A 15,710-nucleotide genomic window follows, 5' to 3' on the forward strand; every position below is an offset into this window, starting at 1 on the left:
CGGCGGGTCAGCGACGCGCGCCGGCGAGACGCGACGACAGCTGGTGGGCGTGCGCGAGCAGCGTGCGTCCGAGTTGCGGCAGACGGTCGGGCCCGAAACGGAACTCGACGCCGGTCAGGCTCAGCGCCCACTCCGGGCGTCCATGTCGATCGAAGACCGCGGCGCCGATGCCGAACGACCCCTCGACCACCAGCCCCGGGTTGACGGCATAGCCGCGCGCCTTCGTCTCGTGCAGGCGGCGCCGCATCGGTGCCGTGCCGTGCGCGTGCCCCCAGCGCTCCTCGATCTCGGGGTGCCGCTCCAGGTAGGCATCCACATCGTGGTCAGGCAGGAATGCCAGGATCGCGAGACCGGCGCTGGCGACGCCGAGGGGGAACCGCACGCCCTCGCTGAGGACGAACGAGCGGATGGGGAACGATCCCTCTTCGCGTACGAGGCACACGGTCTCATCCGCGCGGCGCGTCGACAGGAACGCGCTCTCCTCGGTCTTCACCGCGAGTGAGCGCACGATGTCGCGCGACAGCTCAGTCACGTCATAACGCGCCGCGGCGACGGTTCCCATCAGATAGAGCTCAGGGCCGGGCATCCATCGCGCTGACGTCTCGTCCTGATCGACGAGTCCCTCCACCCGCAGAGCGGTCAGCAGTCGGTGTGCGGTCGAGCGGCTCAGCTCGGCACGCTGCGCCAGGGACTGCAACGAGGCACCGTCGGGAGACGCCGTCACCAGCCGCAGCAGCGAAGAGGCGCGGGCGATGGCCTGCGCGCCGGGCACACTGCGACGGCGATCATCCTGCTGTTCCATAATGTGGACGCTAGCGGTTCGTGCGACCACATCGCAAGCATCGGGTTGCCGCGCGCACAGCACGGGCGGATGCTGGAGATGACCCGTCACGAAGGAGTGGTCTTGATCGACAAACAGTTCGCATCCGCGGCCGAGGCCGTCGCCGACATCCCGGACGGAGCGTCGCTGGCCGTCGGCGGCTTCGGACTCTCCGGCAATCCCATGAAGCTGATCGAGGCCCTGCACGCACAGGGCACCGCCGATCTGAGCGTCGTCAGCAACAACTGCGGCGTCGACGACTGGGGCCTGGGCATCCTGCTCGCCTCGCGGCGCATCCGCAAGATGACCTCGTCGTACGTCGGCGAGAACAAGGAGTTCGAGCGTCAGTTCCTCGAGGGCGATCTCGAACTCGAGCTCACCCCGCAGGGCACCCTCGCCGAGAAGCTCCGCGCCGGTGGCTCGGGCATCGCCGCGTTCTTCACGCAGACGGGTGTGGGCACGCAGGTCGCCGAAGGCGGTCTGCCGCGTCGCTACAACGCCGATGGCACCATCGCCGTCGCCTCGCCGGTCAAGGAGGTGCGCACCTTCGACTTCCTCGGCAAGCCGAGCGAGTTCGTGCTCGAGGAGGCGATCACCACCGACTTCGCGCTCGTGCACGCCATGAAGGGCGACCGCCACGGCAACCTGATCTTCAACAAGGCGGCCCGCAACTTCAACCCGCTCGCCGCCATGGCCGGCCGCGTGTGCGTCGCCCAGGTCGAGGAACTCGTCGAACCCGGCGAGCTCGACCCCGACTGCATCCACCTGCCCGGCGTCTTCGTGCACCGCGTGGTCGAGGTCGGCACCGACATCGAGAAGCGCATCGAACGACGCACCGTACGCCAGGAAGGGGCCTGAACATGGCGCTCACCCGTGACCAGATGGCGGCACGTGCCGCTCAGGAGCTCACCGACGGCTCGTACGTCAACCTTGGTATCGGCCTTCCGACGCTGGTGCCCAACCATGTGCCGGCCGACGTCACGGTCGTGCTGCAGTCCGAGAACGGCATCCTCGGCGTCGGCCCGTACCCGACCGAGCAGAACGTCGACCCCGACCTGATCAATGCCGGTAAGGAGACCATCACCCTGCTGCCGGGCGCGGCGTTCTTCGACTCCGCAACCAGCTTCGGCATGATTCGCGGCGGCAAGATCGACGCGGCGATCCTGGGTGCGATGCAGGTGTCGGTCGGCGGCGACCTGGCCAACTGGATGATCCCCGGAAAAATGGTCAAGGGCCCCGGCGGCGCGATGGACCTGGTGCACGGCGCAGGTCGACTCATCGTGCTGATGGAGCACGTCGCCAAGAACGGCAGCGCCAAGATCGTCAACGAGTGCTCTCTGCCGCTCACCGGCAGGGGAGTGGTCGACCGCATCATCACCGATCTCGCCGTGATCGACGTCACCGAGCAGGGACTCGTGCTCGTCGAGACGGCACCCGGCGTGAGCGTGCAGGACGTCATCGACGCCACCGAACCGCCGCTCACCATCTCGGAATCACTGAAGGAGAACTCATGAGCGACATCGTCATCGTCGCCGCAGCACGCACTCCGCAGGGACGTCTGAAGGGGCAACTGGCCTCGTTCACCGCACCCCAGCTCGGCGCGTTCGCCATCCGCGGCGCCATGGAGCAGTCCGCCATCTCGCCCACCGACATCGACGCGGTGATCATGGGCCAGGTGCTCGCGGCGGGCTCCGGCCAGAACGCGGCCCGCCAGGCCGCCATCGGCGCGGGCATCGGCTGGGACGTTCCGGCCAGCTCGGTCAACAAGGTGTGCCTGTCGGGTCTGACGGCCATCATCGATGCCGCCCGCATGATCCGCACGGGTGATGCGACGACCGTCGTCGCCGGCGGCATGGAGTCGATGACCCGCGCACCTCACCTGCTGATGGGGTCGCGCGACGGCTGGACCTACGGCAGCGTCGAGGTGCTCGACCACATGGCTCACGACGGCCTCACCGACGCGTACGACCGCGAGAGCATGGGTGCGTCGACCGAGCGCCACAACCCGCGCTACGAGATGACGCGCGAGCTGCAGGACACGGTTGCCGCGCTGTCGCACCAGCGCGCCGCCGCCGGCCAGCGCGACGGGGCGTTCTTCGCCGAGATCGTCGAGGTCACCGTTCCGCAGCGCAAGGGCGACCCGGTGGTGCTCACGCAGGACGAGGGCGTGCGCCCCGACACCACGGTCGAGTCGCTCGCCGGCCTGCGCCCCGCGTTCGCCGAGGGTGGCACGATCACCGCGGGCAACGCCTCGCAGATCTCCGACGGTGCGGCCGCGGTCATCGTCACGACGCGCGAGAATGCGGATGCCCGTGGCTGGCCGGTACTGGCCGTGATCGGCGCCAACGGCCAGACCGCCGGCCCCGACAACTCGCTGCAGGCTCAGCCCGCGCGTGCCATCGAACGCGCCCTCGAGAAGCAGGGCCTCACGACCGACGACCTCGACCTGGTCGAGATCAACGAGGCCTTCGGGGCCGTCGTCGCCCGCTCGCAGCAGGAGCTCGGCCTCTCCAGCGACATCGTCAACGCCCACGGCGGCGGCATCGCCATCGGGCATCCGATCGGCGCCAGCGGCGCTCGCCTCGTGGTGCACCTCGCGCACCAGCTCGCCGCGCGCGGATCCGGTACCGCGGTGGCCGCGCTGTGCGGCGGCGGCGGTCAGGGAGAGGCTCTGGTCCTGACCCGTTGACGTCCTGGCCGGTTGAGGTCCTGACCCGCTGAGTCAGATCGCGTCGCCGACACCCCTACGTATCGCCGAGACCCCCAGGTGCGGACATCCGCACCTGGGGGTCTCGGCGATAGATGGGGGTCTCGGCGAAGGTGGTCGCCGAGGGGTGCCCCGCTGACACGAGGAGCGTGTCAGCGCTGGGTGGCCTTGGCGGCTTTTTCGATGGCCTTGAGCTGCTTATCGGCGCGCTTGTTCTGCTTGGGCGCCAGTGGCGAATCTGCCGCGACGGTGATCCCGTTGGCGTCGCGGCGCATGTCGACGACCGCGCCGATCGCCAATGCGAGGGTGATGCCCCAGCTGATCCAGGCGAGAACCGCACGCCACGTGATCGGGGCATCGCGGGTGCCGCGCAACAGAGAGAGGCCGGCGGTGATCGCGCCGATGAGTCCGGATCCGAAGAGGTAGCGCATGCGTCTACGGTAGTCGAGCACTCGCGCAGACGGCGAAGGGGGCGTCAAACGGATCGCGTCACGCGGGCGGCGGCTCGTCGCGTAAAATAGGTGAGCCTAACCTGCCTGAAGGGAACCATATGCCTGTCATCCGCACGCGCCGGATCGCACCCGTCGTCGGAATCGCCGTCGCCGCGCTGCTCGTCGGATGCACTCCCGGCGGTGGTGACGACGCGTTGATCATCTACAACGCTCAGCACGAGCAGCTCACCGAGGAGTGGACGGCCGCGTTCACCGCAGAGACGGGTATCGAGGTCAAACTGCGTCACGGTGGCGACAGCGAACTCGCGAACCAGATCGTGCAGGAGGGCGACGCCTCGCCCGCCGATGTGTTCCTCACCGAGAACTCGCCCGCGATGGCACTCGTCGAGGATGCCGGACTCTTCGCCCCCATCGACGAGGCGACGCTGCAGCGGGTGCCCGAGCAGTTCCGCCCCAGCACCGGCTCCTGGACTGGCATCGCCGCACGCGACACGGTACTCGTCTACAACCCCGAGCTGATCTCTGAGGACGAACTGCCCGCGTCGATCCTCGAGCTGCAGGATGAGAAGTGGCAGGGCCAGTGGGGAGCTGCGCCCGGTGGCGCCGACTTCCAGGCCATCGTGTCGGCCATCCTCGCGTCGGAGGGCGAGGACGCGACCGCCGACTGGCTCGTTGGTATGCAGCGCAACGCCGAGATCTACCGCAACAACATCGTGACGATGAAGGCGGTCAACGCCGGCGAGGTGCCGATGGGCATCATCTACCACTACTACTGGTACCGCGACCAGGCGAGCACCAAGGAGAACAGCGGCAATACGGCGCTGCATCTGTTCGAGCCGGGCGATCCGGGAGCTTTCGTCAGCATCTCGGGCGGCGGCGTCCTGGCATCCAGCGATCGCTCCGACGAGGCGCAGCAGTTCCTCACCTGGCTGGTCGGAGAGCAGGGGCAGACGATCCTTGGCGAGGGCTACAGCTACGAGTACCCAGTGGCCACCGGCATCCCCGCCCGCGCACCCCTTCCCGCGCTCGAGTCGCTCGGTGCGCCCGAGATCGACCCGTCCACGCTGAACGGCCCGACCGTGATCGACCTCATGACCGAGGCGGGACTGCTCTGACACGCACAGCCGAGCGCCAGGCGGGTACAGAGCGTCCGCGCGGCGCACGGTCGTACCCCTGGATGCTGGCAATCGGCGTCGCCGCGGCCGCTGCGATCGCGCTGATCCCCGTCGGCTATGTGGTCGTGTCGTCGATCCAGACGGGCCTTCCTCGACTGATCGAGCTGCTCGTGCGCCCGAGAGTCGCCGAGCTGACCGTCAACACGGTGCTGCTCGTGGTGCTGGGAGTGGCCGCGACGCTCGTCGTGGGCATCGGCGGGGCATGGCTGGTCGAGCGAACCTCGTTGCCGCTGCGCCGGTTCTTCGCGATCGCGTTGGCGGCGCCCTTGGCGATCCCCGCGTTCGTGACCAGCTACGGCTGGGCGAGCGTCGCCCCCTGGCTGGGCGGGCTCGGTGGTGCGGTGCTGATCGCCGCCTGCGCGTACTCACCGCTGGTGTACCTGCCGGCGGTCGCGGCCCTGCGCGGCCTCGACCCTGCGCTCGAAGAGAGCGCTCGCTCGCTCGGGCTCGGTCCATGGCGGGTGTTCGCGCGTGTGGTGCTGCCACAGCTGAGGATGGCCGCCATCGGCGGTGGCCTCGTGGTCGGACTGCACCTCCTCGCGGAGTACGGCGCGTTCGCGTTCCTCGAGTTCGGCACGTTCACCACCGCGATCATGGACGCCTACCGTGCGAACTTCGGCGGTGCTCTCGCGGCCGCCCTTGGAGTAGTGCTTGCCGCTCTGTGCCTTCTGCTCGTGATCGGTGAGAACCGCCTGCGGGGCACGTCGCGACTGTCGCGCAGCGCGGCATCCCGCCCCGGCGGACGTGCGGACCTCGGTCGCTGGACGGCGCCGGCGGTGCTCGCCCTGCTCGTCTTCCTCAGTGCAGCGGTGCTCGTCCCGCTGTCTTCAGTGCTGCGATGGTCGCTGAGCAGCGGACTCGACGACTGGGCGTCCGTCGTGCCCGCAGCCGGTCAGACCGTGCTGCTGTCGGTGGGGGGAGCGCTCGTGTGCCTGCTCGTGGCACTGCCTGTCGCCTGGCTGGCGGTACGTCACCGCGGACGGATCAGCGGCACGCTGGAGGGCGCCTTCTACGTCGCCGGGAGCTTTCCCGCAATCATCGTGGCGCTGGCACTGGTGGGCGTCACACTCACGGTCGCCCCGATGCTGTACCAAACGGCCGTCACCGTGATCGTGGCGTACGCGATCCTGTTCCTGCCTCGGCTCCTCGTGCCGTTGCGCGCCGGGCTCGCCCAGATCTCGCCCGCCTGGGAAGAGTCGGCCCGGTCGCTGGGCGTCCCGCCCTGGCGGGCCCGCCTGCGCGTCACCGTGCCGTTGCTCGTGCCCGCCGCCGCCAGCGGAGCGGCACTGGTGGCGCTCGGCGCCTCGAACGAGCTGACGGCCACGCTGCTTCTCGCGCCGATCGGCACCGAGACCGTTGCGACCGGGTTCTGGTCGGCGGCCTCAGCCCTCGACTACGTGTCGGCCGCTCCCTACGCGCTGACCCTGATCGCACTGTCGGTACCGGCCGTGCATCTGATGTTCTCTGAAGCGACGGGGCGTGCATGACTCTTCGACTCGAACGTGTGGGCAAGTCCTTCGGCGCGACCGAGGTACTCCGAGACGTCGACTTCGCCGTACCGGACGGTGCGCGGATGGCACTCGTGGGAGCATCCGGCAGCGGCAAGAGTACGCTGTTGCGGCTGATCGCCGGATTCGAGCGGCCCGACAGAGGCAGCATCGTGCTCGGTGACACGCTGCTCGCCGACCCCCGCACCTCGGTGCCCGCCCACCGCCGAGGCATCGGATACGTGCCGCAGGACGGTGCGCTCTTTCCGCACCTCACAGTGGCCGCCAACATCGCCTTCGGCCTGTCGCGTGGACCGGGGCGGGCGCAGCGGGTGCGCGAGATGATGGAGCTCACCTCGCTGGCGCCGGAACTCGCCGATCGCCGTCCGCACGAGCTGTCGGGCGGTCAACAGCAGCGAGTGGCACTGGCCCGCGCGCTCGCGCCCGCGCCCGGCGTGCTGCTGCTGGACGAGCCGTTCAGCGCCCTCGATGCAGGCCTGCGCGCACAGACGCGTGAGGCGACGATCGACATCCTCGAGCACGCCCGAGTGACCACGGTGCTGGTCACCCACGATCAGGACGAGGCTCTGTCGTTCGGGAACCTCATCGGTGTGGTCACGGCGGGCAGGCTCGCTCAGAACGGTGAGCCCGGGGCCGTGTTCGATGCGCCGGCCGATCGGGCCACGGCGGACTTCCTCGGAGACGCGCTGTACCTGCGCGCGCGCAGGGAGAGCATCGGTACGATCACGTGCGCGCTCGGAACGGTGTCCGTGCGGCATGATCTGTCGGCGGGTGCCCCCGAGATTCTCGCCATGGTGCGCCCCAGCCAGCTGGAGATGGTCTCTGACGCGACCGGCGCCGAGGGGATCATCGCGGGCTCGGCGACGATCACGGCACGGCGCGCCGTCGGCGCCCGCACCGAGCTGCGCGTCGACATCATGGGGGAGGACCGCACCCGCGTCTGGTTGCAGGTGCCTACGCACCGCGCTGCCGAGACCAACGACGGTGACGTCATCACCCTGCGCGTCGGCGGTGGTGCTGTGCTCTATCCCGCGCGCTGACGGCGCGCTGCGCGCGGCGGTACAGGGCCCAGACGACGACACCGACCGCGAGGGAGAGGACCGTTCCGACCGCGGGCGCGGTCAGCTCGAACGGCGGGTACACCACCCAGTGGGTGAGGTAGATGAACAGCGAGGCCGAGGCGAGTGTGGTGAGCACGGGACGCACCGCGGTCGGCACCGGCACGGCCGGCACCCAGATCAGGGCGAGCACACCGACGGCCACGATGGCCTCGCGCAGTGGATCGCCGAAGAACCCGGGGATGAGGGCGATCGCGAGCACCGTCGCGAGCGCACGCCGGCGTGTGCTGTCGGCACGCGCGATGACGGCCCCGAGCGCGATGCACCAGAGCACGGTGGCGATGGCATATCGTTCCACGTGCTGAGCAGGGTCCAGGCCGAGCAGCGCGAAGCGCACGGCGACGGTCACGAACAGAGCACCCAGCGCGAAGGCCCACGGGGTTCGACGTTCGAACCGATCGACGGCCGGTATCGCGAAGGCCGCTGAGAGCAGCAGCATGGTCCACACCACCGCCTCGAGGAACCAGAACTGCCACTGCTCGTTCCACAGGCCGTCCGCGGGCACGGCGTTGTTCACGAGCAGGGCGGTCGTCGGGTCGTACTTGCCACTGAGCAGTCCGACGGCGCCGATCCACAGCACGGCCGGAACAGCGATCTGCGCCACCGCGGTGAGCAGCCGGCGCGGGCGGTCCCGTGCCGACGGTGAAAGTGCGAACCGGGCGAGGTTGTACCCGGCGACCACGAGCAGCAGATGAGCGCCGCCCTTGAGCGAGAAGCCGTCGCCGAGGAACAGATCTGCGTGCGTGCCCACGACCAGGACGATCGCGATCGCGCGCAGAAGCACGGGCGTCTCAAGCGCGGCGATGGCGCGGCGGGGCGTCGCCTCTCGCGCAGTGGGGCCGCCCTGGGCGGGGTCTGCCACGCGGGCAGCATCCGTCCCGCGTGCGCGGCCCGTCGCGCCGAGCGCGGCAAGCTCGGTGCCTGATCGCGACGGCCAGTCGCGGGGGAGCGGACCGAGCAGATCCTCCAATCGTACGGCGGCCTCGACGTAGCTCAAGGAGTCGCCGCTGAGCCCGGCGAAGCTGTCGTCGACCGTGGCATCCGCTCTGCCCGTGCACACGGCGAGGACGTCGCGCACGCGAGCGGGCGTGATCTCCGCCGCCGAGCGCGCCTCCGACGACGGCGCGGCGGCGCGCTCGGCGCGGTGGTGCGCGACGAGCGCAGCGTTGTCAGGCTTGCCCGATGAGGTCACCGGGAACGCGTCCACGACGTGCACGGTCACCGCCGTCGCGGGCAGACCGACACGCTGTGACACCTCGTCGCGCGCTCGGGTCGCGTCGCGACCGTGTCGGACGAAGACGAGCAACTCCTCGCCGTCGGCCGCAGCGCGCGACGGAATCCCGACGTCGTCGAGGTGGCTCTGTACAGCATCGAGATCCACGCGCAGCCCGAAGACCTTCACGAAGCGGTTCATCCGGCCGACGATCTCGACATAGCCGTCCGGTCGCCTTCGTGCGAGATCGCCGGTGCGCAGCTCGTGCACCGTCCGACCCAGCGCGAGGTCGGCAGGTTGTTCGGCGTAGCCGAGCATGACGTTCGGGCCGGAGTACACCAGTTCACCCGACTCGCCGTCGTGGGCGTCGATACGGAATGATCCGCCGGGGATCGGTCGGCCGATCGAGCCCGCTGCCCGTTCGGCGTCCTCGGACGGCACGTACGACATCCGGGCCGTCGCCTCGGTCTGCCCGTACATGCTGAAGAACTCGAAGCCCTGCGCGCGTCCGGCCCGGGCGAGAGCGCGCACACGCTCGGCGGGCAGACGCCCGCCGGCCTGCGTCAGATAGCGGATGCTGCGGGGCAGCCTCTCGGTACCGCCGACGGCGTCGATCAGCTCGAACGTGTAGGGCACGCCGGCGAGACCGGTGATGCTCGTCTGCGCTGCGCGTGGCCAGAATCGCTCGTCGGTGACGGAGAGGTCCGAGAGCACCAGGCTGCCTCCGGCGAGCAGGTGACTGTTGATGACCGACAGCCCGTAGCAGTAGTGCATCGGGAGGGTGGTGATCGCGCGGTCGTCGTGCTCGAGTCGCAGGTACTCGGCGATCGCGGCGGCGTTGGACAGCAGAGCGTTGGCCGAGATGCGGACGAGCTTCGGCGAGCCCGTGGAACCGGATGTGCTGGTGAGGAGCGCGAGATCTTCGTGCAGGGTGTGCGCGGTGCCCGGCCTGCGCTCGATGATCGTCCCGTCGCCGGTGAGGACGTCCGGGTCGAAACGCTCGATGAGCGTCTGCCGCGTACGCACGGCCGATTCATCGTCGCCACCGGGGGCCAGCAGCACCGGATGGCCGCCGGCGAGAGCACCCAGGTACGCGGTGAGCGCGGACACTGTGTTCGCGCCCTTGACGAGCACGAGTCGTCGTGTCGTGCCGAGCGCTTCGCGTGCGGCGCCGACCAGGTTGGCGAGTTCTGCGTAGGTGAGATCGCCGTCGTCCGCGCACACGGCGGTGGCCGTCGGGTGGCCGCGGAGCAGGTCGACGACGGTGGCGGGGGAGGCGGTGCTCACGGGTGTCGCTTCTTCTTGCATCGGGTGGGGCTAGGTGAGCCTAACCTATCCTGGCCTTCAGGTAAATTTCGGTCGGCTCGACTACACTTCTGTGCGGCGCCTCCGCGCCTTCACCTGTGTATCTACCGGCCGTCGGCATCCCGGCGGAAATCGGCGGCACCCGACCCGCGTCCTCGACGCGCGAGAGCCATGACACAGACATCTCCTACGACGTCACCGAGCCTGTTCGCGATGGCAGGCTGGCCGTACTTCCTCATCGCCTTCGTGGCCCGACTGCCTTTCGCGATGATGGTGGTCGGCGTGCTCACGATGGTGGTCACCGCCCGCGGATCGCTGTCGCTCGGCGGCCTGTCGTCAGCGGCGGTCGGCGCGGGTACCGCGCTGATCGGTCCGTTCCTGGGCGCTGCGGCTGACCGGTATGGGCAGCGACCGGTGCTGGTGGCAGCGGCCGTCGTCAACTCCGCCATGCTCGCGGTGTTCGCGCTGGTGGTCTACAGCCCCGCCACCGACGTCGCGGTGCTCGCCGCAGGCTTCGCGATCGGCGCGAGCGCCCCGCAGGTGTCGCCGATGTCGCGTTCGCGCCTGGTCACCATCATCGACGAGCGGATGCCCGAGGCGCGCCGCGCCCGCACCACCTCGGCGACGATGTCGTACGAGTCGGCGGCGGATGAGACGGTCTTCGTCTTCGGGCCGTTCCTCGTCGGCATCCTGGCCTCGTTCATCGCACCGTGGGCGCCGATCGTGCTCGCCGCAGTGCTGACGCTCGTGTTCGTGGGAGCGTTCGCCCTGCACCCGACCGGCCGGCATGTGTCGGCGTCACGGACTCCGGGGGGAGCGGCGCCATCCGCCGTGTCGGAACTGTTCCACCCGGCACTGCTGACGGTCGTGGTCGGGATCTTCGGCGTCGGGCTGTTCTTCGGATCGACGCTGACGGCTTTGACCGCGTTCATGGCCGACCGCGGTGCACCCGAGCAGGCCGGCTTGCTCTATGGCGTGATGGGCATAGGCTCGGCCATCCTCGCCCTGGGGGTCGCGTGGCTACCGGCACGGTTCACCCTGGCCGCGAGATGGCTCGTCTTCGGTGGCATCCTGCTCGCCGGGTCGGCGCTGGTCGTCACCGCGTCGAGCGTGGGCATGATGACGCTCGCGCTCGCGTTGCTGGGGATCGGCGTTGGGCCGACCCTGGTCACGCAGTACAGTCTCGGCGCCTCGCGCAGCCCTCTCGGACGCTCCGCGACTGTCATGACCATGCTTGGCTCGGGGGTCGTGGTCGGGCAGGCCCTGGCGTCGGCCGTGACGGGCGAGCTCGCTGAGTCCGTCGGCACACAGGCGGCGCTGATGATGCCGTTGGTGGCGTCGTCGATCGTCGTGGCGGCGGGTATCGCGAATCGCTTCATGACACCGATCCGACGCTGATCGGCGGCACTGGGTAGCCTGGAGGCTCCGAGCAGAGGAGTCGCCCAGTGACCACCGCAGAGTTCGTCGTCGTAGCCAACCGTCTGCCCGTGGATCGGATTCTGACCCCCGACGGCGACGAGATCTGGCGCACCTCCCCGGGCGGTCTGGTCGCGGCGCTCGAGCCGATGATGCGCAGTGTCGACGGTGCCTGGGTCGGCTGGGCCGGTCAGCCCGACCTCGACATCGCACCGTTCACCGCCGACGGCATCCGGCTGCTGCCGGTGCGGCTGAGCGCTGACGAGGTCGAGCAGTACTACGAGGGTTTCTCGAACGACACGATCTGGCCCCTGTACCACGATGTGATCGCCCCGCCCCAGTACCACCGGGAGTGGTGGGAGGCGTACGTATCGGTGAACCTGCGCTTCGCCGAGGCCGCCGCGACGGCCGTATCGAAGGGCGGTACCGTCTGGGTGCACGACTATCAGCTGCAGCTCGTTCCCGAGATGGTGCGCAACCTGCGACCCGACGTCACGATCGGCTACTTCCACCACATTCCGTTCCCGGCCCACGGGTTGTACGCACAGCTGCCGTGGCGCGACCAAGTGCTGCGCGGCCTGCTGGGTGCCGACGTGATCGGTTTCCAGCGCGCGCAGGATGCCACTAACTTTCTCGCGGCGGCCAAGCGCAGACTGGGCTACGAGACCAAGGCCACGACGATCGCACTGCCCGATGGGCGTCGTCCGCTGGTCAAGGCCTTCCCGATCTCGATCGACACCACCCCGTACCGCGAGCTCGCCGCACGGCCCGACATCCGGGCGCGCGCGCAGGAGATCCGTGAGGGACTGGGGAACCCGAAGCGCATTCTGCTCGGTGTTGACCGCCTCGACTACACCAAGGGCATCCGCCATCGCATCAAGGCATACGGCGAACTGCTCGATCAGGGCCATATCTCGGTCGAGGACGCGGCGTTCATCCAGGTCGCCAGTCCCAGCCGCGAGCGTGTCGACGCCTACATGCACCTGCGCGACGAGGTCGAGCTCGCCATCGGCCGCATCAACGGAGACCACGACACTCTCGGCCACACCGCCATCCGCTACCTGCACCAGGGGTATCCGCGCGAGGAGATGGTCGCGATGTACCTGGCGGCCGACGTCATGCTCGTCACGGCGTTGCGCGACGGCATGAACCTGGTGGCCAAGGAGTACATCGCCACACGCGGCGACAATCGGGGCGTTCTCGTGCTCAGCGAGTTCACCGGGGCTGCCGACGAGCTGCGTCAGGCGGTGCGCGTCAATCCGCATGACATCGAGGGGCTGAAGGACGCGATCATGACCGCGATCGAGATGCCGCGCTCTGAACAGTCCAAGCGCATGCGCTCGCTGCGCAGGCGCGTTCTCGAGCACGACGTCAACGCCTGGTCGCAGTCGTTCCTGTCGGCGCTGGACGAGGCCTCGCGCGAGCGCGACGGAGCGGCGGCGAGCCGATGACGCGCACCTGGGACCCTGCTTCGACCGACCCGGACGTCGTCGCGATCGCGCGCACCCCGCGGCTGCTGGTCGCTCTGGACTTCGACGGCACGGCATCCGAGCTCGTGCACGAACCGATGTCGGCGCGCGCCGTTCCCGAGGTATCGGATGCCATCGCGCGCCTGACGGCACTGCCGCACACCACGGTGGCGTTCGTCTCGGGCCGAAGCCTCGCGCACCTGCGCGAGATCGCCGAACACCTCGACGACTCGCCGGTCGTGCTCGCCGGATCCCACGGCGCGCAGTACTGGTACCCCGGCGAGGGTGAGCAGGACATCGTGCCGACCGCCGACGAGACCGCGTTGCGCGACGCGCTGCTCGACGAGCTCGCGCCGCTGATGGCTCAACACGCAGGAGTCGCGCTGGAGACCAAGACCTTCGGCATCGGCATCCACGGGCGTCCCGCCGAGCCCGCCGTCGAGCGTGCGGCGTTCGCACAGGCGGACGAGGTGCTCGCACGTCGCGCGCCGCACTGGCGACGCCGCACCGGCGATCGGATCCTCGAGTTCTCGTCGCGCGACGAGGGGAAGGACGCCGCCATCGGCGTGCTGCGCGCGCACACCGGTGCGACGGGGGTGCTGTTCGCCGGTGACGACGTCACCGACGAGGATGCGCTGCAGGTGCTGCAGACGGGTGATCTGGGCGTTCGGGTCGGCGCCGGACCGAGCGCAGCAACCCTTCGGGTGGAGTCTCCGCAGCAGATTGCGGAGCTTCTTCGCGTCATCGCGACCGAGCGGGGCGCCAGTCGGGAATAGACTGCCGTCATGGCCACCCCCGAAGCTCACACCGGCGCGCCCGGCGCCACCTCTGACATCGACATCAAGCCCCGCAGCCGCGTCGTGACCGACGGCATCGAGGCGACCACCTCGCGAGGCATGCTCCGTGCCGTCGGCATGGGCGACGCCGACTGGGACAAGCCCCAGATCGGCATCGCCTCCAGCTGGAACGAGATCACCCCCTGCAACCTGAGCCTGGACCGGCTCGCGCAGGGCGCCAAAGAAGGCGTGCACTCCGGTGGCGGTTACCCGCTGCAGTTCGGCACCATCTCGGTATCGGACGGCATCTCAATGGGGCACGAGGGCATGCACTTCTCGCTCGTCTCGCGCGAAGTCATCGCCGACTCCGTCGAGACGGTGATGATGGCCGAGCGCCTCGACGGCAGCGTGCTGCTCGCCGGCTGCGACAAGTCCATCCCCGGCATGCTCATGGCCAGCGCCCGCCTCGGCCTGTCGAGCGTCTTCCTGTACGCCGGGTCGATCGCACCCGGCTGGGTCAAGCTCTCGGACGGCACCGAGAAAGAGATCACGATCATCGATTCGTTTGAGGGCGTCGGTGCCTGTCGAGCGGGTCGCATGACCGAAGAGGACCTCAAGCGCATCGAATGCGCCTTCGCGCCCGGCGAAGGCGCCTGCGGCGGCATGTACACGGCCAACACGATGGCATCCGTCGCCGAGGCACTCGGACTGAGCCTGCCGGGCTCGGCGGCGCCGCCCTCGGCCGACCGCCGCCGCGACTACTTCGCGCACCGCTCGGGTGAGGCCGTCGTCGAACTGCTGCGCCAGGGCATCACCACCAAGGACATCCTCACCAAGGAGTCGTTCGAGAACGCCGTCGCCCTGGCGATGGCACTGGGCGGATCGACCAACGTCGTGCTGCACCTTCTGGCGATCGCCCGCGAGGCGGGCGTCGACCTGACCCTGCACGACTTCAACCGCATCGGTGACAAGACGCCGCACATCGCCGACATGAAGCCCTTCGGCAAGTACGTCATGAACGACGTCGACCGTCACGGTGGCATCCCCGTCGTGATGAAGGCCATGCTCGACGAGGGCCTCATCCACGGCGACGCACTGACCGTCACCGGCAAGACGGTCGCCGAGAACCTGCGCGACCTGAACCCCGACCCCGTCGACGGTGACGTCATCCACACGTTCGACAACCCGATCCACGCCTCGGGTGGCATCACGATCCTGCACGGCTCGATGGCTCCCGAGGGTGCCGTGGTGAAGTCGGCCGGCTTCGACGCCGACGTGTTCGAGGGGCCCGCCCGCGTGTTCGAGCGCGAGCGCGCGGCCATGGACGCGCTGGCCGCGGGCGAGATCAGCGCCGGTGACGTGGTGGTCATCCGCTACGAGGGACCCAAGGGCGGGCCGGGTATGCGCGAGATGCTCGCCATCACCGGAGCCATCAAGGGCGCGGGCCTCGGAAAAGATGTACTACTCTTGACGGACGGACGATTCTCAGGCGGCACAACCGGCCTGTGCATCGGCCACATAGCACCCGAAGCGGTGGACGCTGGTCCCATCGCCTTCGTGCGCGATGGTGATCTGATACGGGTCGATATCGCGGCTCGCTCCCTCGAGCTACTCGTCGAGGAGGACGAGTTGAGCTCCCGCCGCTCTGGCTGGGAGCCCCTACCCCCGCGCTATACCCGTGGCGTCCTCGCCAAGTACTCCCGTCTCGTGCGCTCCGCAGCGGAGGGCGCGACGACCGGTTGACCCTGCGA

Annotated in this window: 13 protein-coding genes; 10 read left to right on the forward strand and 3 right to left on the reverse strand. The window is 69.3% G+C overall.

Features of this window, described 5'->3' with window-relative positions; all coding sequences use genetic code 11:
- Positions 1-7: 7 nt before the first annotated feature.
- Complete coding sequence (locus tag PTQ19_RS06205; protein WP_179411063.1) at positions 8-802, reverse strand: IclR family transcriptional regulator; 795 nt, start codon at positions 800-802, stop codon at positions 8-10.
- 102 nt (positions 803-904) lie between these two features.
- On the opposite strand from PTQ19_RS06205, the gene PTQ19_RS06210 reads away from it, so the two are divergent.
- From PTQ19_RS06210 to PTQ19_RS06220, 3 genes are read left to right on the forward strand one after another with little or no spacing between them, the layout of a single operon-like run.
- Complete coding sequence (locus PTQ19_RS06210) at positions 905-1,678, forward strand: CoA transferase subunit A (RefSeq protein ID WP_274369041.1); 774 nt, start codon at positions 905-907, stop codon at positions 1,676-1,678.
- A 2-nt stretch (positions 1,679-1,680) separates the two neighbouring features.
- Positions 1,681-2,334: a CoA transferase subunit B gene (locus PTQ19_RS06215; RefSeq protein WP_179411061.1), complete on the forward strand. Its 654-nt coding sequence runs from the start codon at positions 1,681-1,683 to the stop codon at positions 2,332-2,334.
- Positions 2,331-3,509: an acetyl-CoA C-acetyltransferase gene (locus tag PTQ19_RS06220; RefSeq protein ID WP_206550009.1), complete on the forward strand. Its 1,179-nt coding sequence runs from the start codon at positions 2,331-2,333 to the stop codon at positions 3,507-3,509. The genes PTQ19_RS06215 and PTQ19_RS06220 overlap by 4 nt, the downstream gene beginning before the upstream one ends.
- Positions 3,510-3,679: 170 nt before the next feature.
- Here PTQ19_RS06220 and PTQ19_RS06225 read toward each other — a convergent pair whose 3' ends face one another.
- Positions 3,680-3,958, reverse strand: a complete 279-nt coding sequence (locus tag PTQ19_RS06225) for a hypothetical protein (RefSeq protein ID WP_179411059.1) — start codon at positions 3,956-3,958, stop codon at positions 3,680-3,682.
- Positions 3,959-4,077: 119 nt separating this feature from the next.
- Here PTQ19_RS06225 and PTQ19_RS06230 point away from each other — a divergent pair, with 119 nt between their 5' ends.
- The 3 genes from PTQ19_RS06230 (at position 4,078) to PTQ19_RS06240 (ending at position 7,702) form a co-directional block, all read left to right on the forward strand.
- On the forward strand, positions 4,078-5,094 hold the full coding sequence (locus tag PTQ19_RS06230; protein WP_274368835.1) for an iron ABC transporter substrate-binding protein: 1,017 nt from the start codon (positions 4,078-4,080) through the stop codon (positions 5,092-5,094).
- A gap of 62 nt (positions 5,095-5,156) precedes the next feature.
- Positions 5,157-6,641: an ABC transporter permease gene (locus tag PTQ19_RS06235; RefSeq protein ID WP_274368836.1), complete on the forward strand. Its 1,485-nt coding sequence runs from the start codon at positions 5,157-5,159 to the stop codon at positions 6,639-6,641.
- Positions 6,638-7,702, forward strand: coding sequence for an ABC transporter ATP-binding protein (locus PTQ19_RS06240; RefSeq protein ID WP_274368837.1), 1,065 nt, complete (start codon positions 6,638-6,640; stop codon positions 7,700-7,702). Before PTQ19_RS06235 ends, PTQ19_RS06240 begins: the two co-directional genes overlap by 4 nt.
- Here the strand turns inward: PTQ19_RS06240 and PTQ19_RS06245 are convergent.
- Positions 7,656-10,280 (reverse strand): AMP-binding protein, encoded by a 2,625-nt coding sequence (locus PTQ19_RS06245; RefSeq protein WP_274368838.1) that lies wholly within the window; start codon positions 10,278-10,280, stop codon positions 7,656-7,658. The two genes, PTQ19_RS06240 and PTQ19_RS06245, sit on opposite strands and share 47 nt — an antisense overlap.
- A 189-nt stretch (positions 10,281-10,469) precedes the next feature.
- Between PTQ19_RS06245 and PTQ19_RS06250 the strand changes: the two genes are divergently transcribed.
- The 4 genes from PTQ19_RS06250 to ilvD are packed head-to-tail and all read left to right on the forward strand — an operon-like array spanning position 10,470 to position 15,702.
- Entirely contained in the window at positions 10,470-11,696 is a 1,227-nt protein-coding gene (locus tag PTQ19_RS06250) for an MFS transporter (RefSeq protein ID WP_274368839.1), read from the forward strand.
- 47 nt (positions 11,697-11,743) lie between these two features.
- Positions 11,744-13,165 carry an alpha,alpha-trehalose-phosphate synthase (UDP-forming) gene (locus PTQ19_RS06255; protein ID WP_274368840.1) on the forward strand — a complete coding sequence of 474 codons (1,422 nt, stop codon included), beginning with the start codon at positions 11,744-11,746 and terminating at the stop codon, positions 13,163-13,165.
- Entirely contained in the window at positions 13,162-13,959 is a 798-nt protein-coding gene (gene otsB / locus PTQ19_RS06260; RefSeq protein ID WP_274368841.1) for a trehalose-phosphatase, read from the forward strand. Before PTQ19_RS06255 ends, otsB begins: the two co-directional genes overlap by 4 nt.
- Positions 13,960-13,968: 9 nt before the next feature.
- Positions 13,969-15,702, forward strand: coding sequence for a dihydroxy-acid dehydratase (ilvD, locus tag PTQ19_RS06265; protein WP_179411052.1), 1,734 nt, complete (start codon positions 13,969-13,971; stop codon positions 15,700-15,702).
- Positions 15,703-15,710: the final 8 nt, after the last annotated feature.

This window comes from Microbacterium esteraromaticum (assembly GCF_028747645.1).
GTDB classification, from domain to species: domain Bacteria; phylum Actinomycetota; class Actinomycetes; order Actinomycetales; family Microbacteriaceae; genus Microbacterium; species Microbacterium esteraromaticum_C.